Genomic DNA, 23,068 nt, shown 5'->3' with positions numbered 1-23,068 from the left:
GTATTAATACATACAATTGAGGAGGCATAGCATGTACGAAAAATACGTGGCACAAGACATTGAAAAAAAATGGCAAACATATTGGGAAGAGTCTGGGGTATTTAAAACAGAGTATGACCCAAGTAAAGAAAAATATTATGTGTTAGAAATGTTCCCATATCCATCTGGTAACTTACATATGGGACATGTGCGTAACTATTCGATTGGTGATGTAGTGGCACGTTTCAAAAAAATGCGTGGATTTAATGTATTACATCCAATGGGGTGGGATGCATTTGGTATGCCTGCGGAAAATGCAGCTATTAAAAATGGTGTATCTCCTAAAGATTGGACATTAGATAATATTGCCAACATGACACGTCAGCAAAAAGAGTTGGGTTTATCCTATGATTGGGACCGAGAAGTAGCGACTTGTAAAGAAGATTACTATCGTTGGACACAATGGATATTCCAACAATTTTATAAAAAAGGCTTGGCCTATAAAAAAGAAGCAAAAGTAAACTGGTGTGAACATGACCATACAGTATTAGCTAACGAACAAGTTATTGATGGCAAATGCTGGCGCTGTGATAATGATGTAGTGAAAAAAGACTTAAAACAATGGTTCTTTAAAATTACAGACTATGCAGATCGTTTGCTAGACGATTTAGATACATTGGACCAATGGCCTGACCGTGTAAAAGCGATGCAACGAAACTGGATTGGTCGTAGCGAAGGTACACAATTTGCGTTCCATGTACCTAAAATTGATAAATCTTTTGAAGTGTATACAACACGGATAGATACTTTGTTTGGTGTGTCCTATGTGGTGTTGGCACCTGAGCATCCGTATGTAAAAGAATTGATTCAAGATGCATCCAATAAAGCAGAATTAGAAGCTTTCATTGAAACATTGCGCAACCAAAGTGATATTGAACGTACTTCTACAGAAGCAGAAAAAGTAGGTATGTTCACAGGTTCTTATGCAACACATCCTATTACGGGCAAAGAAGTACCAATTTGGATTGCTAATTATGTATTAGCAGATTATGGTACAGGCGCTGTTATGGGGGTTCCGGCTCATGATGAAAGAGACTATACCTTTGCAAAAAAATATGATTTACCTATCAATTGGGTGATTCAAAACAGTGCTCAAGATTTAGATTTTGCTTCCTTAGATACAGCATTTACTGAAGATGGTGTATTGGTGAACTCTGGTGATTTCAGCGGTAAAACATCTGAAGAAGCTCGCCAAGCATTAGGTGATTATTTCACAGAACAAGGCACTGGTCGTAAGACAGTAAACTTCCGTCTTCGTGACTGGTTGATTTCTCGTCAACGCTACTGGGGATGTCCAATTCCAGTTGTATACTGTGAAAAATGTGGAGAACAATTGGTTCCAGAAGAACAATTACCAGTAAAACTTCCAGAAGATGTATCCTTTGATGGTGGTGCTATTTCTCCATTGGCAACGTCGGAAACTTTCTTAAATACGACTTGCCCATGCTGCGGTGGTCCTGCTCGCCGTGAAATTGATACAATGGATACATTTATTGATTCTTCTTGGTATTTCTTACGCTACGCGGATGCGAGAAATGATAAAGAAGTATTTAACAAAGAAATTGCGAAATATTGGATGAATGTAGACCAATATATCGGTGGTATCGAACATGCTATTTTGCACTTATTATATGCTCGTTTCTTTGTGAAAGTATTAAATGATATTGGATTAGTAGAAATAAATGAACCTTTCAAAGCATTATTAACACAAGGTATGGTGTTAAAAGAAGGTTCTAAAATGTCTAAATCTAAAGGCAATGTAGTATCTCCAGAAGAAATCATTGCCAAATACGGTGCAGATACAGCACGTTTATTCATTCTATTCGCAGCACCAGTAGATCGTGATTTAGATTGGAGTGACCAAGGGGTTGAAGGTTCCTACCGTTTCTTAGGTCGTGTATGGCGTATTATCGATACATACCAACAATTGGGTGCATCCGGACATCATGATAGCTTATCCAAAGATGAAACAGCATTACGTCGTGAATTACATCGTGCTATCAAAAAAGTAACAGAAGACTTAGACGGTAAATTCAATTTTAACACTGCCATCAGTACTGTTATGGAATTGGTAAACGCTATGTATCAATTTAAAGATAGTCATGATACAGTACAAAGTGAGTTAGCAAAAGAACTAGTTGAAAAATTAACATTATTGCTTGCTCCATTTGTACCACATATTACTGAAGAAATTTGGCATGAATGTGGTTTTGAAGGTTCTGTACATGCTGCATCTTGGCCGACGTATGAAGAATCAGCTTTAGTAGTGGATGAGGTAGAAGTGGCAGTGCAAGTAAATGGGAAAGTACGTGATAAATTGACAGTATCCGTTTCCTTATCTAAAGAAGAACTAGAAGCAGCTGCAAAAGCATTACCACGTGTACAAGAATTTACAGAAGGTAAAACTGTTGTAAAAGTGATTGTAGTACCTAAAAAGTTAATTAATATTGTAGTCAAATAAAACGAGGTTCCTATGGAAAAACGTAAAGACTATATTAGCTGGGATGAATACTTTATGGGTGTTGCCATGTTAGCAGGGCAACGCTCTAAAGATCCCAATACACAAGTAGGAGCTTGCATTGTGAGTGATGATAATAAAATTTTATCTATCGGATACAATGGTATGCCTTTAGGGTGTGATGATGATGATTTCTCTTGGAATCGCAATCGGGAAGAAGATAATAAATACTTTTACATCGTTCACAGTGAGCTAAATGCGATTTTAAATTATCGCGGTGGTTCTTTAGAGGGTAGTAAGATCTATGTGACATTGTTCCCTTGTAATGAATGTGCTAAAGCCATCATTCAAAGTGGCATTAAAGAAGTCATTTATTGGCGTGATGATTACAAAGATACACGAGAAGTACAAGCATCGAAACGATTATTTCAAACTGCGGGAGTAACGATTACGGCTTATGAACCAAGCGGAAGACAATTATCGTTACAACTGTAATTGATTAGACTACATATGTATATAATAAGGCTGAACTTGAGGACATATTCCTAGGTTCAGCCTTTTGCGTGTGCAAGTTATTCTATCGAACAAAATAACGGCTAGATCCGATTGAGACCTAGCCGTTAGTATGTTCGATATTTATTTGGTATTACCTATTACTTTTTTGATAGCTTTTACGCCCTTAGAAGTAATGTTTTTACCTGTTTTTGTCAATCGTGTACGAGTTCGAGTGACTCTGCCCATAGCAGTCAGAGAAGACTGTTTACGAGGTTTCATATCTCTTTCGTTACCGAAGTCGCCACGACGGATACTAGTAGCTTTTACTTTTTCAGATCCCACAGAACGTTGTAATTCTTTCATAATTACTTTTGGTTCTACAGATTTTTCAAATGTATATACATCTGCTGCTACATAGCCTAACTGTGGATATGCATGAAGAATTACATGACAATGATGGGATACGGCAACCAAGAAAATTTCATCTTCTAAAATTTGGCAATCGATTTCCTCGACGCATTGGTTTGTAATGGCTAAGGCATTTACAATGGCATCTTGTAAGACAGCAGGAGATTCTATTTTTTCATCAATACATGAATATAAATCAATTAAAACGTGTTCCCCTAAAACGTGCATGTTCTCACCTACTTTCATTCATGGTCTATTATATAAGAAAAAATTGATTTTGTAAATTTGTTATACTTTTTTGTAATAGATAGAATTAAAAAACATAATTATAGATTTTACTAAAATCCACTCATATGGTAAGCTATATATAAGACATAGAAAGCTATGCTTTTTGAACAAAATGTTCAATTTATAAATGAAACTACATGTAGTCATGCTAGGAGGTCCTATTATGAAAGCACCGTTACGTTACGATTTTGCTTCTTTTTCTACGGAAGCTCAGGCCGTATGTCCTGATCGAGTATTTACAGATTTTTTACACCGCTATGCCTATGGCGTAGATGCTTCTTGTTATTCCTATGTACCTCAAGTTGTGGTAAAAGCCAATAATGAAGCTGAAGTTATTCGTATTTTAGAATTAGCTAATCAATATGGTACACCTGTTACTTTTAGAGCAGCAGGTACCTCTTTATCAGGTCAAGCTTCCAGTGAAAATGTATTGGTGGTAGCCAATGATGGATTTAAACGAATGGAAGTATTAGATGGCGGCAAAGCACTGCGTTGCGATTGTGGTGTTATTGGGATTGATGCCAATGAAAAATTGGCGCCTTATGGACGTAAAATTGGTCCTGATCCAGCTACCATTGCTAGCGCTTTGGTAGGAGGTATTTTTAACAATAACTCTTCTGGTATGTGCTGTGGCACTGTAGAAAACTCTTATCAAACAGTAAAATCTGTTCGTGTTGTGTTGGTTGATGGTACGATTTTAGATACTAGCAATCCAGCTAGTGTGCAAGCTTTCATGACCTCTCGTGCAGATCTTGTAAAAGGCTTATTAGACCTTCGCCAATGGATTTTTGATGATCCTGAATTAGTAGAATTAATCCAACGTAAATTTAAAATTAAAAACACTACAGGCTATTCCATTAATACCTTAGTTGACTTTGAAGATATTGTGGATATTTTAAATCATATTTTTATTGGTTCTGAAGGTACATTAGGATTTGTATCCGAAGTAGTCTACAACACAGTAGAGGATAAAAAATTCAAGGCTTGTGGCCTTGTGTTCTATAAAGAGCTATCCGATGCATCTCGCGCAGTTGTAACGTTAGCGAATATGGGACGTCAATATGTAGTATCTGCGGAAATGATGGACTATCTCAGCCTTAAGAGTGTACAAAAGTTAGAACAAGTACCGGACTTTGTACGTGGAGTGCCAGAGGGTACTAGCTGTATTCTATTCCAATCTGAAAGTAACAATGAGCAAGAGTTGGCGGATCAAGTAGAATATATTAAAGAGCAATTAAAAGATATTCCTACTATTATTCCTAGCTTATATTCCACAGATCCAGCAGAATATAATTCATGGTGGTACATCCGTAAAGGCTTATTACCAATTGCTGCAGGACAACGTAAATCTGGCTCTACTGTAATTACAGAAGACGTATGCTTCAAAATTGAAGACTTCGTCAAAGGCATCGGTATCATTACAGAGTTATTCCGTAAATATGATTTTATGGATAATGGCATTATCTTTGGTCATGCGTTAAGTGGCAATGTCCATTTTATTATTACTCCAGACTTGAATGATCCAAGAGAACGCGATAATTTCAGTGGACTTGTGAAAGAAATGGCAGAACAAGTAGCAACTGTAGAAGGTAGTATCAAAGCTGAACATGGTACAGGCCGCATGGTAGCACCATTCGTTGAGTTAGAGTGGGGTGTGAAAGCTTACCAAGTTAACCGCCGTATCAAAGAATTGTTTGATCCTACTTACTTAATTAATCCAGATGTTATCATCACAGATGATCCAGATGTATATAAAAAGAACTTGAAAGCGATGGCTGCGATTGATCCATTGTTCAATATGTGTATTGAATGTGGGTTCTGTGAAAAGAACTGTCCATCTAAAAATCTAACATTAACACCTCGTCAACGTATTTCCTTAGTGCGTGAAGAGACTCGTCTTCGTCAAGAAGGTAAACATGCGGAAGCAGATGCGTTAGCAGAAGGGTATCAATACTATGGTGTGGATACATGTGCGGCATGCTCTATGTGCTCCATGTTATGTCCATTAGGCATTGATACAGCACAAATTGCTTTGTCTGTTCGTAAAGTAACAGCAAAAGGTCATGGTATTGCAGAAGCAATTTATGACAATTTCCCAGCTACGTTATCAGCAGCTCGCATGGGTGTTACATTAGGCGGTGCAGCAGGTAAAGTAATTACGAATAAGTTAATCTCTAAAATTACAAAAGGTGCCCACAAATTGACTGGAGTTACACCATATGCGCCAACAACATTGCCAAAAGCAAACCGTCACAAATTGAAAAGCCAACGAAATACTGTAGGCAATGATAATGTTGTATATTTTAGTACTTGTGCGAATCGTGCATTCAAACCAAATCAAGGACAAAAAGATACTCGTAGCTTGCAACAAGTAATGGAAAACTTGTGCAAAAAAGCCGGCTATAATGTGATATATCCACCACATATTGAGAACTTATGCTGTGGATTAAGCTTTGAAAACTACGAAGATATTGATAAACGTGCATTGCGAGACTTGGAAAACGCATTATTAGAAGCAAGCTGTGGTGGAGTATATCCAGTTGTCATAGATCACTCAGCATGTTTCTCTCATGCTTTCAAACACATTAAATCAGTTACAATTCTGGATGTATCTGAATTCTTGTACACTCATATTGTGCCGAAATTAGATATCGTGAAATGTAAAGAACGAGTTATTGTTCATAAACAATGTAAAATCAAAAAAGTGGGTAAAGAAAAATATATTGAACTTATCGCACGTGCATGTACTGATGAAGTATTCAATATTAAATCCTTTGCATGCTGTGGTTTTGCCGGACAAAAAGGCTTCTTCACACCTGAACTGAATCATTCCGCTACACGTGATTTGGGTGATGAAGTGAAAGAATACGGTGCTACACTAGGAGTAAGCTCTAGCTCTACTTGTGAAATTGGCTTAGGAGAACGTGCAGGTATTCCATTTATTGGAATTGCATACCTATTAGATGCATGCTCTAAATAACTGTGTATAACAATCGTATAACATGAAAAGAAAAGCAGTCTTTTGAGGCTGCTTTTCTTCTTACATTGCTATATCAAGAAATCTATGATACAATAAACTCATCTTAGGAAATAAGAACAAACATCAAATAATGGAGTCTTTGAGGCAAGGTGCGAGGGGAACCTCAATTCCTGACCGGCGGTATAATAGTCCGCAAGCTCTTAGGAGCAGATCCGGTGATATTCCGGAACCGACAGTAAAGTCTGGATGGGAAAAGACAGTATATTGATAGCGAATATGGATACTATCAAATATTTGGAATGCTAAAGGGACTATGTATATAGTCCCTTTTTTGTGTAGAGGTGAGCCATGACACATATGACAACTGATGAAAAATATATGGCAAAAGCGATTGAATTAGCAGAAAAAGCAAGAGGATGTACATCCCCGAATCCGATGGTAGGGGCTATCATTGTAAAAGATGGTCGCATCATTGGTGAAGGGTATCATCAAAAAGCAGGTGAGCCTCATGCAGAGGTATATGCTTTGCATCAAGCTGGTATGGATGCTAGAGGAGCAACTTTGTATGTAACGCTTGAACCTTGTTCACATTATGGAAAAACGCCGCCATGTGCTAAACGTGTGATAGCTGCAGGAATCTCACGGGTTGTCATCGGTATGATTGACCCGAACCCCTTAGTAGCGGGTAAAGGCTTAGAGATGTTACGAGAAGCTGGCATAGAAGTCGAAGTTGGTGTTTTAGAACGGCAATGTGTGGAAATGAATGAAGCTTTTATTACATACATTAAAACAGGTAAGCCTTTCGTGATTCTAAAATCTGCCATGTCTATGGATGGAAAGATTGCTACGGCTAGTGGTGAATCAAAATGGATTACCAATGAAGAGGCAAGGATCGATGGGCATCGTATTCGTAAAGAAGTGGATGGTATGTTGGTAGGGGTAGGCACGATTATTGCTGATGACCCATTACTAAGTTGTCGCCTTCCACAGGAAACAATCGACAAACAGCCGAATATATATATATTAGATTCACATGGACGCACTCCACTAGACGCCACTATTTGGACTGTACCTAATCGCAATATAACAATATTTGTTGGCGAAGAGTGTGGGTTTGAACAAATAGGAGCTTTCAGTGATAAAGGAGCAGAAGTCATTGTGACACCATCGAATGACAGAGGCTTAGATATTTCCTTTATCCTAGAAGAATTAGGGGCTCGTCAATGCATGAGTTTACTCATTGAAGGGGGGAGCCAAGTAGTAGCTAGTTTTGTAGAAACTAAAGCCTTTGATAAATTAGTAACATACATTGGAAACCGTATTATAGGTGGCATTGGTGCTACACCTGCTGTAGGTGGTTTGGGCTTTTCTAGTTTGGACGAAGCGGTGCAACTAGATATTGATGAAGTGATGGCTGTTGGGGATAATATGAAAATAATTAGTTATCGAAAAGGAAGAGAAGGTGTTTATGTTTACCGGGATCATTGAAGAAATAGGGACTATACAGAGTGTAAAACGTTCCCAAAGTTCACTTACCCTTGAAATTGCAGGAACTGTTATATTCGATGATTTAAGAATTGGTGATTCGGTAGCAGTCAATGGTGTGTGTTTAACCGCAACTACAATCGGAGCTGAACGATTCACAGCTGATGTGATGCCAGAATCTGTGAAAATGACAACATTGCTCAATCTTTCCACAGGAAGTAAGGTCAATTTAGAACGAGCTATGGCTGCTAATGGTCGGCTCGGTGGCCACGTAGTGGCAGGCCATGTTGATGGTCAAGGTAAGATTATCGGTAAAGACCATGTGGGTAACTCTATTGTGTTCCGCATCGCTACTGATGATGCTATTCTACACTATGTCATATATAAAGGATCTATTACTGTGGATGGAGCTAGCTTGACTGTTTCCAAGGTGGGAACTGGATGGTTTGAAATTTCAATCATCCCACATACGATTGGAAACACTATTTTGCAATATGCTACAATTGGTACTACAGTGAATTTAGAAACAGATATTTTCGGTCGTTATATTGAACACTTTATGAAAGGGCCTCAAGAGTTGCCGACTAAAGGTGGAAAGGTAACGATGGATACATTGTTAAGTAACGGCTTTTTATAGAAAGGATGATATAAATGTCCTATAGATTGAATACTATCGAAGAAATAATTGAAGATTTGAAAGCAGGTAAACCTGTCATTATTGTGGATGATGAAAGTCGGGAAAATGAAGGCGATTTAGTCATTGCAGCTGAATTTGCTACTCGTGAAACTATAAATTTTATCATCAAAGAGGCCAGAGGTTTATTGTGTACACCGATGTTGGAGCGTGATTTGCTACGACTTGGTATTCCACAAATGGTAGAAAAGAATACGGATAATCATGAAACAGCGTTTACTGTGTCAGTAGACCACATGGATACTACCACCGGTATTTCTCCAGAAGAACGTGCTGTTACGATGCAAAAACTTATTGATCCAAATGCAAAACCAGAAGATTTTAGACGTCCTGGACACGTATTTCCATTGCGCTACAAAGAAGGTGGCGTATTAGTACGTCAGGGCCATACAGAAGCGTCTATTGACCTTTGTAAATTAGCTGGATTATATCCTGCAACAGCGATTTGTGAAATTACCAATGATGAAGGATATATGTCACGTATGGATGATTTATTGGTTTTCAGTAAAAAACATAATTTAAAAATTGCATCTGTGGAAGCCTTGATTGAATACAGAAAACGTCACGACAAATTGGTGAGCATCGCCGCTGAAACGAGATTACCAACGAAATACGGCGACTTCCGCATCATTATATTTAAAAATGAAGTGGACCATAAAGAGCATCTTATGATCGTGAAAGGTGATGTGCGTGGTAAATCCGATGTGTTAATGCGCATTCACTCCGAATGTTTGACAGGTGATGTGTTTGGTTCCCATCGCTGCGACTGCGGGGAACAATTGGAAAATGCATTGCGTGCTATTGAAGAGCAAGGAGAAGGTATCGTTATCTACATGCGTCAAGAAGGGCGTGGCATTGGGTTAACTAATAAAATTAAAGCCTACACATTGCAAGATCAAGGATATGATACCGTAGAAGCAAATGTGAAGTTAGGGTTCCCTCCTGATATGCGCGAATACTCCTTAGCTGCACAAATGTTACGTGAATTAGATGTAAAAAGTGTTAAGTTATTAACAAACAATCCTGAAAAGAAAGAGGACTTAGAGCGTTGGGGTATTACTGTATCTAAGCGTGTTCCTATCGTTATCAAAGCGAATAGTATTAATGCAAAATATTTAAATACAAAAAAAGAAAAAATGCGTCATATGCTATAAAACATGTATGTAAATAACAACTAGTGTAAAACGTACTTAGGTCAATGTATATGTTAAATAAAGGAGAATGACAATGATTCAAGAAGGTAAATTAATAGGTACAGGTAAGAAATTTGCTATTATCGGTTCCCGTTTTAATGAGTTCATCACATCTAAATTAATTAGCGGTGCAAAAGATGCATTATTACGCCATGATGTACAAGATAGCGATATTACTACGATTTGGGTACCAGGTGCATTTGAAATTCCTCTGATTGCTCAAAAAGCTGCAAAAAGTGGCAAATATGATGCTGTTATTTGTTTAGGCGCTGTTATTCGTGGGGCCACTACTCATTATGATTATGTGTGTAATGAAGTAGCAAAAGGTATTGCTCATGTGTCTTTAGATTCTGGCGTACCTGTTATGTTCGGTGTAGTAACAACAGAAAACATTGAACAAGCTATCGAACGTGCTGGTACAAAAGCTGGTAACAAAGGTTTTGATTGCGCTATGGGTGCTATTGAAATGATCAATCTATTGGAATCTATGTAGAAAGAAGGATATCCGTGGATTTTATTAAACGTTATACAACAGCAGAAGGGTTGCGTCTATCTATTGCCGTAACTACTGATACCGTAGAAGAGGCGAGAGTTCGCCATGATTTGTGGCCTGTAGCAACAGCCGCACTTGGTCGTACTATGACAGGGGCTATGCTAATGGCTAGTGACTTTAAAAATGATGAAAATGTAAGTATCCGGTTGCGTGGCGATGGACCATTAGGCATAGTTCATGTGGATGCATTTAGTAATAATACTGTACGAGGATATGTGGACCATCCTCATGTAGATGTACCATTATTGCGAGAAGGGAAACTCGATGTAGGGGCTGCTGTGGGTCGTAATGGAGAAGTTCAAGTGACACGGTTTACCAAACTTCGTCAAAACTATACCTCCCAAAGTCCTATCCAAACCGGTGAAGTAGCTGAAGATTTAGCCTATTATCTAGCTATGTCTGAGCAAGTAGGTTCCGTTCTTAGTTTGGGTGTCCTAGTGGATCCAGATTACCATACGATTGTAGCAGGTGGTTTTTTAGTACAGGCTTTGCCAGATGTAACGAATGATGCATTTGATAAAATTGAAGCAAATTTGAAAACCATTGGAGCTGTGACTAATTATTTGAAAGTAAATCCTAATGCGGAACACTTGATGGAACGTATTTTAGATGGATTTACTGTACAAGAGGTCTATAGTGAGCATATTCATTTTGCATGTCCGTGTAGTCGAGAACGATTTTTTGATCGCTTAGCAAGTTTACCGATGCATGATAAACAAGAACTAGCCCAAGATGAAGTGACAGAGTTAACTTGTCATTATTGCAATGAAAAATATCATTTTTCTAAGGAAGATATACAAACTTTATTAATCGAAGAAACACATTAATGCTACTTGTTTCTATGGAGGGAACAGTATGAAAAGTATTGAATGGAATGGATCAGAAGTTATTATCTTAGATCAAACGAAATTACCAACATCTGTGGAATATGTACGTTGTACTGACTGGCGACAAGTGGCTGAAGCTATCAAGATGCTACGTGTGCGCGGGGCTCCTGCTATTGGTGTATCAGCTGCCTATGGATTAATCCTTGCCTTCCGTGAAAGCTATCATCGTGGTGGAGCTTGCGCAGAAATTTTGTCTGAATTTAGAGCCTTTGCGGAAACCTTACGTCAAACTAGACCGACAGCGGTTAACTTAATGTGGGCTATTGATCGAGTATTGCGCGTGGTAGATACTTTCACAGGGGATATTGGTGAGCTAGATGCAGTTCTTGTAAAGGAAGCTATCGCCATTGATACGGAAGATGTTGCCTTAAATGAAAGTATGGCAAAACATGGGGCTACCTTATTCCAAGATAAAGAATCCTATCGTATTTTGACACATTGCAATGCTGGAGCGTTGGCTACATCAGGAATAGGTACTGCCTTAGGAGTGATTCGTGAAGTTCACGCACAAGGTAAGCTAGATCGTGTCTATGCAGATGAAACAAGACCATTATTGCAAGGCTCTCGGTTAACGGCCTTTGAACTTCACGAAGATGGCATTCCTGTGACATTACAAACTGACAATATGGCTGGGTATGCCATGCAACAAGGTCTTATTGATGCTGTGATTGTAGGGGCTGACCGTATTACTTTAGAAGGTGATGTGGCTAATAAAATTGGTACCTATAGTGTAGCCGTATTGGCTAAACATCATAATATTCCATTTTATGTAGCGGCGCCATATAGTACGTTCGATTTTTCTATGGAGCAAGGAGCACATATTCCTATTGAAATGCGTAATCCCCTAGAGGTACTGCAATTCCAAGGCGTGCCTTCTGCACCGCAAGGTATTGAAGTATTAAATCCGGCTTTTGATGTCACACCTCATGACTTAGTGACAGCTATTATCACAGAAGAAGGGGTATTACGACCTCCTTTCAATACTAGTATTCGTGATTTACAAAAAAAGAAAATGAAATAGGAGTTGAACATGGTTGATGTTATTATCACACATGTAGATGTGTTACAAGGAAATACAATTTTACGAGATACTGCTATTGTTGTTGAAAATGGCTATATTAAAGAATTTGTTTCTAATGATGCTGTACCTCAAGCAAAAGAAGTGATTGATGGTAAAGGTATGCTGGCGACACCAGGAATGGTAAATACACATACTCACATTGCTATGGGATTATTACGTAATTATGCTGATGATTTAGAGTTAATGGATTGGTTACAAACCGCCATTTGGCCAGCGGAAGCTAAATTGAATAATCACTTGGCATATTGGGGTACACAGCTAGGTATTGCAGAAATGTTCCGTTCTGGTACAACTTGTTTTAGTGATATGTATTTTTTTATGGATCAAACTGCTGAAGCTATTAAAGAAACAGGTATTCGTGCTGTTTTATCACGTGGTATGGCCGGTGTAGCACCTACAGCAGAACAAGCACTAGTAGAAAGTAAAGAATTATTTGAAACATATCATGGGTATAACCAAAATCAAATTAAAGTGATGCTGGGACCTCATGCACCATATACATGTCCTGATACGTATTTAGAACGAGTAGTTCAATTAGGTCATGATTTAGGAGCACAAGTTCATATGCATTTAAGTGAAACAAAAGGAGAAGTGGAAAATGTTATAAAAGCTACTGGCAAAACTCCTATTGCGCATATGAATGACTTAGGCTTATTTGATTTAGGTTGTTTGGCGGCTCACTGTGTACATGTAACGGATGAGGATATGGATATTATGAAAGAAAAATCCGTTCGCGTAGCACATAATCCACAATCTAACTTAAAATTAGCCAGTGGCATTGCACCAGTGCCAGAAATGCTTGCCAAAGGAATTGTGGTAGGCTTAGGCACAGATGGTTCGGCTAGTAACAATAATGCAGATATGCTAGAAGAAGTGCGTTTGGCAGCTATGCTACATAAAGCTCGTTTATACGATCCATTGGCTATACCTGCTCAAACGGCATGGGATTTAGGAACTGTGATGGGTGCTAAAGCATTAGATTATGATGATCTTGGTGTATTAGATGTAGGATATCGTGCAGATATTGTGCTTTATGATACATCAGGATTACATTGGCAACCACGGTATAATGATGTAGCATCCTTAGTGTATGCGGCCAATTCATCAGATGCGAATACCGTTCTTGTGGGTGGTAAATTAGTAATGAAAGATAAAGAACTACTCACCATTGATGAAGAAAAATTGCGTTATGAAATTGCCCAAGCACAAACTGTATTTCAAGCGCAGTAGGAGCTCTTATGAAAGTATGTAAGAAAATAGCACTAGGACTTATGCTAGCAAGTGTATCTACTATGATGACACCGTTTATAGTACAAGCAGAAACACATGTATCTGGAGGCGTTGGTTATCACGGGGTAGGCTACTATCGGGGGATGGAATATATGCGTGGATACTATGGAGGAAGGGGGTTTGTATTAGGCGCTTTTAGTAAGCATATTGAGTATCCTGACAAGACTTATACAGTGGCAGAACAAGCAAACAGTGTAAGTCATGTGCAATCACAAATGGAACAACTTAGCCATGCACCCTACTACTATATTGGTAAGTCGAAAGATGGTAATATTATTCTATCCTCGGATGGACAACCTGTAATGGGACCTAAAAAGGAGTTACATATAGGTAGTTTAGATACTACGGGAAAGTTAGGTATTGTACTATATGAAGAGGCAGGTAAAACCGTATTAGAAACAGTAAACACTGGTTCTTCCATTGTGATGCCAACAAAGCATGTTGAAGTATCACCTACAGGATTAATCTATTCCATGAAAGGGGAAGCAACTACCTATTATAATCTGCAAGGTCAAATGTTACATCATAAACCATTTAAACTTGATAAAGAATTGTATGGTGACTTGCATAGTGTAGGCACAACGAATAAACTAGTAGCTATATTCAATGCTAGAACTGGAGAATATAAATCTGATGAGATATTTACATCTTTAGTGTGGAATCAAAATACAGGACTTATTTCTGGGTATCAAACAGATGGATCTATCTTATATTTTGATGATGAAGGCAATCAGGTAGAGACATCTAGGGCTTTGAAAATTATATCTCAAACAGAAGGTGCACAAACTCGTAACATACCAATGCCACAGCAAGTGGAAGGTGAGCGCATTCAACGTGTATTAGCTCCTTTCAGTGAAGGAATTGCCTTTGTATTATTAGGGAATAAACAAAGGGTAGCTATTGATGAAAGTGGGAAGAAATTATTTTCCATCAAAGATTATGATGGCGTTGAACCGTATCAAAATGGCTTAGCTCGGGTGACACGAAAAGCGCATGGATTAAACTTTGGGGGCATCTTTAATACATTAACAGCAGCTTTAGTGAAAGGTGCATTCTATCATCAAGCAACCTATGGTGAAACTGATTATGCTTGGACAACGTCTAAATTAAAACGTGGATATATTGACAAAACGGGAAAAGAAGTCATTTCTTCCAAAAATCAGATGGTCAGTCCATTAACTGAAGCCGGGATTATGACATATAAAGATGGACGTTTTGGATTGTATACCAAAGACGGTGTTGAAGTATTCCCAATGGTTTATAAAAATATTACATATATGCCAGAACTAGGAGCCTTTCTTTTACAAGATGAAGAAGGACGTTGGGGTGTAAAGCGTCAAGATAATAGTACTGTGCTTTCATTTGCGTATTCAAAATTAGAAGTGGTAGCGCCTACGGTACTGGTAGGTAAGTCTGGGTCTTCTTATCGAATGATTTCATTAGATACATTCCGTGAAATTGGTGAAAGTTATGATTCCATCACGGCACCTAAACCATTCTATGGTGTTTATAGTGGATTAATTGGTAAACGGGGAAATAATACATATCTTGTCAATCCATTAACAGGCGAAAGTCTATTGCAATTACCATCGGACACATCTAAGGTAGATACCGCTACTTTAGAAAGCGTAGTTTATAAACAACATGGTAAATATGGTGTTCTTGATTTTAGTGGAAAATCTATTGTTGAGCCGGTGTATGAATCTATACAGGTATTCGTAGGTAAAAGTAATTAATATCTACTACCATATATAGATGATAGAATCATCAATATATGTGTCTTCCTTATAATAGCTATAGGTATGGCATGTATAAGAGGGGTCTTTTGACCCCTCTTTCAATTGACAAAAAATTTCATTTATATTACTATAGAATAAATTGATTTAACATAGTGTAAATTTAAAGTAACCAATGAGTAAGTCCTCAATATATAGTGTTCGGATAAGTTCCATTTTCCTTAGGGAAAGTGGATTTTTTTATTAGGAGGAAACTGATGCGATTGTGGAATGCAGTAGCTTGTACCTCTGTTCTATACAGTTTGATGGTGCTATCAGGATGCTCTTGGACTGCTGATACGCCAACAGTAGTGACACAAGAGGCGGCAACAAGAACCGAAATTGACAGGACGGGAACTTCTGTGACCATGCCAAGTCATCCCAAACGGGTTGTAATCTTAAATACAGCCAATATTGATATGTATTTGGCTGTAGAAGGAACCATTGTGGGGCGCATGGATGCGGCCTCTTTGACAGGAGAGTTACAAGAAAAGGTAAAAGACATTCCCTCTGTAGGGAACACATACAATCCTGATGTAGAAAAGATTATTAGTCTACATCCAGATTTGGTGATTGGTATGAATATAGCAAATCATATAAAACTTCGGGAGGCTTTAACATCGGCGAACATTCCTTTGTATATTAATGATTTAGATTCCTTTGAAGATGTCAATCGGTCCTTGCAACTATTCGGCGAGCTAACGAACCATCCAGATATAAGCAAGGTGCAAATAGAGAAAATTAATACTGTATTTTCAGACTATCAAGGGAAAATAAAGGATAAGCCACATCCTAAAACCTTGTTATTACTAGGAACGCCAGGTAATCTGAATGTAAGTACTGACCGTTCTTTTAGCGGTAAATTATTAGATAGTTTAGGGGCTAATAATATTGGTAAGTATATAGGAGGGGATGCTCCTTATGTACCATTAAGTTTAGAGTTCATTCAAGAGCAGAATCCTGAACGTATTATTTTTGTGGTCATGTATCCTGATCCATCGATCAAAGAGTCCTTTGTGAAAGAAATGCAATCAAACCCAGCGTGGCAACATGTGCAAGCGGTGAAAACAGATCAGATTCACTATGTTCCAGGTGGTTTATTTGCCTTAAATCCTGGTACACGGATTACTCAAACTCTCGAATTAATGTACAAAGCATTATATGAATAATTTTTAGGAGGTTATGTCATGAATACACTTTTAAAAGCATCCTTATGCGGAGCTATTTTCAGCACTTTATTAGCGCCTATATATGTGACACATGCAATGGAGGCAAGTGATAATTATATGGCGGTTGTTACGGCTTCGAAACAAGCAGAAACTATTAGGAATAGTTCTGCAGCTGTACAATTAATTACGCAAGATGATATGAAACGTTTAGGAGCAGATACGGTAGAAAGTGCTCTACAATTGGTGGAAAATATTAATTTATCAGAAGCAGGTATGACTGGTAATCAGGTGATGATTCGTGGTATGGAATCACGCCACTCTCTTGTGCTCGTAAACGGCCGTCGTTTAGCCGGTGAAGACGCATCTAATACGACAAATGTATACACGCTGCGCCGCATTAATTTAGACCAAGTGAATCGCATTGAAATTGTTCGTGGACCTTCTTCTGCTTTATATGGATCAGATGCTATGGGTGGTATCATTAATATTATTACGAAGCAGCCTACCGATACTACCGATATGTTACAATCTTTGGGTGTATCTAGTGGTACTAAGCACGAACAAGCATATTATGCATTGAGCAGTGGAAACCAAGGTCGTTGGAATGCAAGCTTCAATATGAATGTGACGAAAGAACGGCCTATCAATCGACATATGTCAGAAAAGACTTTCAATACGAGAACAAAACAGTTAACAGGCTATACAGAAGGATATCGTCGTATCATGTATGGTCAAAAACAATCCTATAATAGTAGTGTTATGTATGATTTTAAAAATCCTAACCTAAATACAATTAAAGTAGATTTCAGTTATTTTAAAGAAAAGCTACACACTGATAATGCTGATAAATATGCTACTGTATTTCACAAAAGTGGAATGGTCTTTGCGGCAGATTCAAGAATGGTACCTGTCAATTTAAATAAAACAGAATATTTTAATAATAAGAGTATACAAACAGGTATTACCTACAGTGGTAGAACAAATAGAAATAATTATGAAATAGGAACTTATTATAGTCAATTAGATAAATCCTATTTAATGATAGATGATCGGACTCTACCTGAGGGTGTTATTAATGTAATGATGCCAAGCAAACCACCAAAACCACCAACACCATTGAAGTTTGATTACCAATCTTTGTATCCGGCTACTGATAATGATACTGCTACATACAAAAACATTGTTCTCGAAGGAAAGGACACAATGTATGTAGGAGATCATCATGATGTAATGTTTGGCGGAGAGTACCGACGTGTTATCTATGAAGGCACTCGCCTAGGCGGATTGGATGTCCACAAAATGAAGCAAAGTAAAAAGTTTCATTATGATTCTTGGGCCACATTTGTAGAAGATTTATGGCGACCGATTCTAAAACTTTCATTAACATCGGCAATTCGGTATGAAAACAACAGTCAATTTGGGCATAATATTACACCAAAATTGGGAGTAGTCTATGAATTTGATATACATACACGGGTGAAATTTAACTTTGGAAAAGGATATAAAGCTCCAAGTATTTCAGAATTGTACTTAAATATGTTCCATACGACACCTATGGGTGTATTGAATATTATAGGAAATCCAAATTTAAAGCCTGAAACGTCTACGTCGTTTGATATAGCTTTAGAAGCAGAACGTGGTAAAACATTTGGAAAAGCATCGTATTATCATACACGAGTAAGCAATCTAATAGATACTAAACAGATAGAATCTGATGTACCTGGTGTGGCACAACGTCATCAATATTACAATATAGGGAAAGCAAAAATTCAAGGTATGGAACTAAGCATAGGTCACAAATTCACAAATCGATTCATGGTAAAAGGTACTTATAATTTAGTGGATGCTAAGGATATGAGCACCAATGAACGTTTAAGTAATCGTCCACGGTCTGTGAGTACCTTACAGCTCATCTATGATGACCATAAATCCAATGGATATAGTGCTATATTATGGAATAGCTTTACACATAAATATGGTTTTGAGGAAGCGCGAAATCGCGGTACTAGTAGCTATAATGAATATTCTTTTAATACGTTGAACTTTAGTATCAATAAAAAATGGAATAATGGATTATCTGCCTATGTGGGAATAGATAACTTGTTAAACCGTGAAGTACATGATTTATATATTGATGGTCGTATGTATCGCATTGGTATGGAAATTAAATTATAAGATAAATTCCTAGAAACTATAGGGGAATAGGCTTGACAAATATATGTCAACTGCTTATAATATCTGTATGTGCGTATATAAATTACCTGCACTTCCATTATACGTTTTGGAGGGGGGGATATAGATGTCAGAAATTAAAGTCGGTAAAAATGAATCGCTTGAAAGTGCACTTCGTCGTTTTAAACGCTCCTGCCAAAAAGCAGGTGTTTTATCTGAAGTACGCAAACGCGAACATTACGAAAAACCAAGCGTAAAAAGAAAGAAAAAATCTGAAGCAGCAAGAAAACGCAAATTCAAAGCGTAAGTCAATCTTGGAGGTACAACATGTCCTTAAAAGATCAGCTTAAAACAGATATGAAAGAAGCGATGAAAGCTCGCGAAGCGGGTAAAGTTGTACTTTCAGTCATTCGCATGGTAAATAGCGCCATAAAAAATACAGAAATCGATAAGAAAATTGAATTAGAAGATTCTGATGTTATCGCCATTTTAGCGAAAGAGATGAAAATTCGTCAAGATTCTTTAGCTGAATTTGAGAAAGGTCATCGTGATGACTTGGTTGCTCAAGTAAAAGCTGAGATGGAAGTATTAGCAAAATATTTGCCTGCCCAATTAAGTGAAAAAGAAATTCGTCACATTGTGGTAGAAGCGATTTCCACTCTGACTGCACCGATTAAGATGGGTGACCTTATGCCATTGGTAATACCAAAGACTAAGGGCTGTGCAGATGGCAAGTTAGTCAATGCTATTGTCAAAGAAGAACTTGCTAAAGTCAACTAATAAGTTGACAGACTTAATTGATTGTGTTACTATAATCACATAATATAATACTAAGTCAATGAGGACTCTAAGAAACATTGTTTCTTGGAGTCTTTTTGTTTATTATGAGGAGGTTTATCATGAGCAAAGAATTATTATATTACATTCCAGCAGGTCAATATGGTAAAGAAGGTGTTCTTGCCTTACTAGAACAACATCCAGAAATTCGTTTTGTATCCTTAGTCGGTGTTGATTTGGCAGGTAATGATACAGATGAAAAAATTCCAATGGAGCAATTTTTTGATGATTATGAATCTTTCTTTGAAGGTCGTGCAGTACAAACAGATGGTTCCTCTGTTGTATTAACAAATATTGCTACATTGAATAATGCTCGTGTAGATATGTGGGGTGACCCAAGTGTGAATTGGTTTGTTGATTATAACTATGAACATATTGATGAAAAGACAGGTAAACCAACAGGTACCCTTCGTATTCCAGCCTTCTTGAAGCATTGTGAGCGCTATGTAGATTCTCGTTCTATTTTAAAACGTAGTTGTGAATTTGTAAAAGAAGAATTAATGAAACTTTTACAAGCGAATCAAGTGAAAGGCATGGAGTTTATCGATGCTAATGAAATCGCTGACGTTATTTTTACATCCGCCACTGAGTTAGAATTCTGGGTAAAAACACCATCTAAAAACGTTGATGTAAAAGCATTATCTGTATCCCAAAAATTACAAGAACAATATTGGCAACGTACACATGGTTCTGTTCGTACAGCTCTAGAACAAGCAGTATCCTTACTAGATAAATATGGATTACATGCAGAAATGGGCCACAAAGAAGTTGGAGGCGTAAAAGCAAAACTTGATGATGAGGGTAATGTGGACTGGGTATTAGAACAATTAGAAATTGACTGGAAATATACCAATAACCCATTACAAACTGCAGATAATGAGTTACAAGCTCGTATCATCGTTCGAGAAGTATTCCGTGAAAATGGCTTAGATGTTACTTTTAATGCGAAACCTATCATCGGTGTAGCAGGTTCTGGTGAACATACACATTTTGGTGTGATGGTAAAAATGAAAAATGGCAAAGTGTATAATTTGTTCTCACCAGCTGATTTAAGTAAGGAACATGCAAGTCCATTAGCTTATGGTGCTATCATGGGCCTATTGAAACACTATGAAGCTATCAATCCATTTATTTCTTCCACAACAGACTCCTTGAACCGTCTAAAACCTGGATTCGAAGCACCTGTTTGTATCGTAACATCCCTTGGTACAGATCCATCTCTACCAAGTCGTAACCGTACTATCCTTTGTGGATTAATTCGAGATGTAGATACACCAATGGCTACTCGCTTTGAATTACGTTCTCCAAACCCATATACAAATACTTACACAGCTTTAGCATTGATTTATTTATCTGCATTTGACGGAATGAAATATGTTATCACATCTGGTAAAGCACCAGAAGAAATTTTGGCAGAATTATCCAAAAAAGAAGGGGAAGCAGCTGATTATTTAGATGCATCTCGTGAATATCGCTCTGAAGTTGATGTATTTGATGATTTCACAGCAGAAGAACGAGATCGTAAATTCGGTAAAGCACCTGCTACTGTGTGGGAAAATATCCAAGGCTATACGAACAATCCAGATAAAGTAGCATCTTTAACATTAGGCGGAGCATTTGATAAAGAGTTGATGGATTCTTTCATGGCTGGTGTATTGAATCGTTGGAAATTAGAATTAGCGAATCGTATTGTACCGGCTAATATTCAATTAGTACGTTCCTTACAATCCATCCATGATGCAGCGGATGCCTTTGATAGTGCTAATTGGAATAGAGTGAATGCATTGCGCATTTACCTAGCAAAAGATAATGCAGAAAATAAATCTTTATTTACACGTATTACTGATGCTTTAACAAAAGGTGACTATGATACAGCGTCTACATTACAAGTCGAAATGAATGAAAAAGTACTTGAATTAGAAGCGTTATATGCAGAATATGCTCGTAATATTCTATAATAGATATCTATAGAGTATTATCCAATAGGATCTCATACGTAACACAATGTTTGACAGTTGCCACGAATATGCCACTCTGTAAAAGAGGAGTTACGTGAATCTAGCAGCATCATATAATTTTCTATGAAAAAGGACTGAACACGAAATCGTGAACAGTCCTTTTTTGTATGTTTTGGTTCTATAACGTCAATATAATTAACGAGAGAACAGAGCTATTGATGCTATACCTAATATAATTAATGAGATAGCTTATAAGCTTTCGTCAGTATTAGGCTCTTTACCATATCGTACAACTAAGACTAAACTAACAACTAACGTTAAAATAGCTGATGACCATAAAAATAAATCTATAGCAGACTCATGAGACACTATAATCAACCGAATAATGGCGGTTATACCAATATAGATAAAATAACGAAGAGGGAAGTGGAAATTATTTTTAAAATATTTTACCACTAGTGATAAAAACTCAAAAAATAAAAAGAAGTTAATAATTTCTTCTAAAAATGTAATATATGCTACATCAGTTGTAAATAAACCTGGTATGAGTGTCACGATATAAAATGCTGTATTCAAAACAGCTACGGTTAATACAATGCCAATGGAAAATAAAGTGAAGTTTAGCACCCACTGAAAAAATGTAGACACTTGTTGTAAAAAATAATTCATAAGTACCTTTCCAATAAAAAAAGGATGGAGTGACGAATCACTGCACCCTTATCTGTTCAGTTATTAGTAATTACACTAACGCTTTAGTAGCGGCTTCAGCTGCGTCGAAGTTAACAGCAGATGTTACTTCTGGTACGTATTCTACATAACGAACTACGTCGTCTTTGTCGATGACAACAATACCACGGGATAATAAACGTAAGCCTTCAAGAACGAAGCCATAGTTTTCACCAAAAGAAAGATCGCGGTGATCAGATAGAGTTTCTACTTGGTCGATACCAGCAGCTCCGCACCAACGTTTTTGAGCAAATGGTAAATCTACGGATACGGTTAGGACAACAACGTTGTCTCCTAATTTAGACACGTTTTGATTGAACCAACGAGTTTGCGCATCACATACGCCAGTATCCAAAGATGGCACTACGGAGATAACTTTTACTTTACCAGCATAATCAGCTAATGTTTTTTCACCTAACCCATTGTCTAATAGAGTAAAAGCTGGAGCTTTGTCACCTACTTTTACTTCTTTACCTAATAAAGCGATTGGGTTACCTGCAAATGTTACTACACCTGTACGTTTTTCCATTGTATGTTCCTCCTTAAAATGCGGAATAATATCTTTTGTATAATGACATTA

The 23,068-nt window shown here is 37.5% G+C and carries 19 protein-coding genes and 1 riboswitch; of the genes, 16 read left to right on the top strand and 3 right to left on the bottom strand.

Going from position 1 to position 23,068, the window contains the following annotated elements:
- Window positions 1-31: 31 nt before the first annotated feature.
- Window positions 32-2,500: a leucine--tRNA ligase gene (leuS, locus tag EO117_RS03645; RefSeq protein ID WP_126939148.1), complete on the top strand. Its 2,469-nt coding sequence runs from the start codon at window positions 32-34 to the stop codon at window positions 2,498-2,500.
- Window positions 2,501-2,512: 12 nt separating this feature from the next.
- Entirely contained in the window at window positions 2,513-2,992 is a 480-nt protein-coding gene (locus tag EO117_RS03640) for a dCMP deaminase family protein (protein ID WP_009354146.1), read from the top strand.
- Between the two features lie 141 nt (window positions 2,993-3,133).
- On the opposite strand, the gene EO117_RS03635 is transcribed toward EO117_RS03640, so the two are convergent.
- Window positions 3,134-3,628 carry an S-adenosylmethionine decarboxylase family protein gene (locus tag EO117_RS03635; protein WP_164727482.1) on the bottom strand — a complete coding sequence of 165 codons (495 nt, stop codon included), beginning with the start codon at window positions 3,626-3,628 and terminating at the stop codon, window positions 3,134-3,136.
- Window positions 3,629-3,851: 223 nt separating this feature from the next.
- Between EO117_RS03635 and EO117_RS03630 the strand changes: the two genes are divergently transcribed.
- The 14 genes from EO117_RS03630 (at window position 3,852) to EO117_RS03565 (ending at window position 21,762) form a co-directional block, all read left to right on the top strand.
- Complete coding sequence (locus tag EO117_RS03630; protein WP_126939146.1) at window positions 3,852-6,668, top strand: FAD-binding and (Fe-S)-binding domain-containing protein; 2,817 nt, start codon at window positions 3,852-3,854, stop codon at window positions 6,666-6,668.
- Window positions 6,669-6,799: 131 nt separating this feature from the next.
- Window positions 6,800-6,930, top strand: a riboswitch (FMN riboswitch).
- Window positions 6,931-7,025: 95 nt separating this feature from the next.
- Window positions 7,026-8,156, top strand: coding sequence for a bifunctional diaminohydroxyphosphoribosylaminopyrimidine deaminase/5-amino-6-(5-phosphoribosylamino)uracil reductase RibD (ribD, locus tag EO117_RS03625; RefSeq protein ID WP_126939174.1), 1,131 nt, complete (start codon window positions 7,026-7,028; stop codon window positions 8,154-8,156).
- Entirely contained in the window at window positions 8,137-8,790 is a 654-nt protein-coding gene (locus tag EO117_RS03620) for a riboflavin synthase (protein WP_126939145.1), read from the top strand. Before ribD ends, EO117_RS03620 begins: the two co-directional genes overlap by 20 nt.
- Before the next feature lie 14 nt (window positions 8,791-8,804).
- Window positions 8,805-10,001, top strand: coding sequence for a bifunctional 3,4-dihydroxy-2-butanone-4-phosphate synthase/GTP cyclohydrolase II (locus tag EO117_RS03615; protein ID WP_126939144.1), 1,197 nt, complete (start codon window positions 8,805-8,807; stop codon window positions 9,999-10,001).
- A 67-nt stretch (window positions 10,002-10,068) separates the two neighbouring features.
- Entirely contained in the window at window positions 10,069-10,533 is a 465-nt protein-coding gene (gene ribE, locus EO117_RS03610; RefSeq protein WP_164725812.1) for a 6,7-dimethyl-8-ribityllumazine synthase, read from the top strand.
- Window positions 10,534-10,547: 14 nt separating this feature from the next.
- Window positions 10,548-11,420, top strand: coding sequence for an Hsp33 family molecular chaperone HslO (hslO, locus tag EO117_RS03605; RefSeq protein WP_126939142.1), 873 nt, complete (start codon window positions 10,548-10,550; stop codon window positions 11,418-11,420).
- A gap of 28 nt (window positions 11,421-11,448) precedes the next feature.
- On the top strand, window positions 11,449-12,501 hold the full coding sequence (gene mtnA / locus EO117_RS03600; protein ID WP_126939141.1) for an S-methyl-5-thioribose-1-phosphate isomerase: 1,053 nt from the start codon (window positions 11,449-11,451) through the stop codon (window positions 12,499-12,501).
- Window positions 12,502-12,510: 9 nt separating this feature from the next.
- A complete protein-coding gene (locus EO117_RS03595) occupies window positions 12,511-13,791 on the top strand; it encodes an amidohydrolase (RefSeq protein WP_126939140.1) in 1,281 nt (426 codons plus the stop codon).
- Between the two features lie 8 nt (window positions 13,792-13,799).
- Window positions 13,800-15,587: a WG repeat-containing protein gene (locus tag EO117_RS03590; RefSeq protein ID WP_126939173.1), complete on the top strand. Its 1,788-nt coding sequence runs from the start codon at window positions 13,800-13,802 to the stop codon at window positions 15,585-15,587.
- 257 nt (window positions 15,588-15,844) lie between these two features.
- Window positions 15,845-16,795, top strand: a complete 951-nt coding sequence (locus EO117_RS03585; RefSeq protein ID WP_126939139.1) for an ABC transporter substrate-binding protein — start codon at window positions 15,845-15,847, stop codon at window positions 16,793-16,795.
- Between the two features lie 18 nt (window positions 16,796-16,813).
- Window positions 16,814-18,970, top strand: a complete 2,157-nt coding sequence (locus tag EO117_RS03580; protein ID WP_126939138.1) for a TonB-dependent siderophore receptor — start codon at window positions 16,814-16,816, stop codon at window positions 18,968-18,970.
- Window positions 18,971-19,094: 124 nt separating this feature from the next.
- Window positions 19,095-19,274 carry a 30S ribosomal protein S21 gene (gene rpsU, locus EO117_RS03575; protein ID WP_009353131.1) on the top strand — a complete coding sequence of 60 codons (180 nt, stop codon included), beginning with the start codon at window positions 19,095-19,097 and terminating at the stop codon, window positions 19,272-19,274.
- 20 nt (window positions 19,275-19,294) lie between these two features.
- Window positions 19,295-19,747 carry a GatB/YqeY domain-containing protein gene (locus EO117_RS03570; RefSeq protein WP_126939137.1) on the top strand — a complete coding sequence of 151 codons (453 nt, stop codon included), beginning with the start codon at window positions 19,295-19,297 and terminating at the stop codon, window positions 19,745-19,747.
- Between the two features lie 119 nt (window positions 19,748-19,866).
- Window positions 19,867-21,762, top strand: coding sequence for a glutamine synthetase (locus EO117_RS03565; RefSeq protein WP_126939136.1), 1,896 nt, complete (start codon window positions 19,867-19,869; stop codon window positions 21,760-21,762).
- Window positions 21,763-22,011: 249 nt separating this feature from the next.
- Here the strand turns inward: EO117_RS03565 and EO117_RS03560 are convergent, their stop codons facing one another.
- On the bottom strand, window positions 22,012-22,431 hold the full coding sequence (locus EO117_RS03560; RefSeq protein WP_240632571.1) for a phosphate-starvation-inducible PsiE family protein: 420 nt from the start codon (window positions 22,429-22,431) through the stop codon (window positions 22,012-22,014).
- A gap of 70 nt (window positions 22,432-22,501) precedes the next feature.
- On the bottom strand, window positions 22,502-23,017 hold the full coding sequence (gene tpx, locus EO117_RS03555; protein WP_126939135.1) for a thiol peroxidase: 516 nt from the start codon (window positions 23,015-23,017) through the stop codon (window positions 22,502-22,504).
- Window positions 23,018-23,068 lie beyond the last annotated feature (51 nt).

The sequence above is a fragment of the Veillonella sp. VA142 genome (genome assembly GCF_003992135.1).
Taxonomy (GTDB): Bacteria; Bacillota; Negativicutes; order Veillonellales; family Veillonellaceae; genus F0422.
The sequence above is the reverse complement of the archived record's forward strand: the minus strand, read 5'-3'. Positions and strand labels throughout refer to the sequence as shown.

What these genes read in the sequence shown, in the direction of transcription:
- leuS (WP_126939148.1), top strand. Translation starts at nt 32, where the DNA reads ATGTACGAAAAATACGTGGCACAAGACATTGAAAAAAAATGGCAAACA.
- EO117_RS03640 (WP_009354146.1), top strand. Translation starts at nt 2,513, where the DNA reads ATGGAAAAACGTAAAGACTATATTAGCTGGGATGAATACTTTATGGGT.
- EO117_RS03635 (WP_164727482.1), bottom strand. Translation starts at nt 3,628, where the DNA reads ATGCACGTTTTAGGGGAACACGTTTTAATTGATTTATATTCATGTATT.
- EO117_RS03630 (WP_126939146.1), top strand. Translation starts at nt 3,852, where the DNA reads ATGAAAGCACCGTTACGTTACGATTTTGCTTCTTTTTCTACGGAAGCT.
- ribD (WP_126939174.1), top strand. Translation starts at nt 7,026, where the DNA reads ATGACAACTGATGAAAAATATATGGCAAAAGCGATTGAATTAGCAGAA.
- EO117_RS03620 (WP_126939145.1), top strand. Translation starts at nt 8,137, where the DNA reads ATGTTTACCGGGATCATTGAAGAAATAGGGACTATACAGAGTGTAAAA.
- EO117_RS03615 (WP_126939144.1), top strand. Translation starts at nt 8,805, where the DNA reads ATGTCCTATAGATTGAATACTATCGAAGAAATAATTGAAGATTTGAAA.
- ribE (WP_164725812.1), top strand. Translation starts at nt 10,069, where the DNA reads ATGACAATGATTCAAGAAGGTAAATTAATAGGTACAGGTAAGAAATTT.
- mtnA (WP_126939141.1), top strand. Translation starts at nt 11,449, where the DNA reads ATGAAAAGTATTGAATGGAATGGATCAGAAGTTATTATCTTAGATCAA.
- EO117_RS03595 (WP_126939140.1), top strand. Translation starts at nt 12,511, where the DNA reads ATGGTTGATGTTATTATCACACATGTAGATGTGTTACAAGGAAATACA.
- EO117_RS03590 (WP_126939173.1), top strand. Translation starts at nt 13,800, where the DNA reads ATGAAAGTATGTAAGAAAATAGCACTAGGACTTATGCTAGCAAGTGTA.
- EO117_RS03585 (WP_126939139.1), top strand. Translation starts at nt 15,845, where the DNA reads ATGCGATTGTGGAATGCAGTAGCTTGTACCTCTGTTCTATACAGTTTG.
- EO117_RS03580 (WP_126939138.1), top strand. Translation starts at nt 16,814, where the DNA reads ATGAATACACTTTTAAAAGCATCCTTATGCGGAGCTATTTTCAGCACT.
- rpsU (WP_009353131.1), top strand. Translation starts at nt 19,095, where the DNA reads ATGTCAGAAATTAAAGTCGGTAAAAATGAATCGCTTGAAAGTGCACTT.
- EO117_RS03570 (WP_126939137.1), top strand. Translation starts at nt 19,295, where the DNA reads ATGTCCTTAAAAGATCAGCTTAAAACAGATATGAAAGAAGCGATGAAA.
- EO117_RS03565 (WP_126939136.1), top strand. Translation starts at nt 19,867, where the DNA reads ATGAGCAAAGAATTATTATATTACATTCCAGCAGGTCAATATGGTAAA.
- EO117_RS03560 (WP_240632571.1), bottom strand. Translation starts at nt 22,431, where the DNA reads ATGAATTATTTTTTACAACAAGTGTCTACATTTTTTCAGTGGGTGCTA.
- tpx (WP_126939135.1), bottom strand. Translation starts at nt 23,017, where the DNA reads ATGGAAAAACGTACAGGTGTAGTAACATTTGCAGGTAACCCAATCGCT.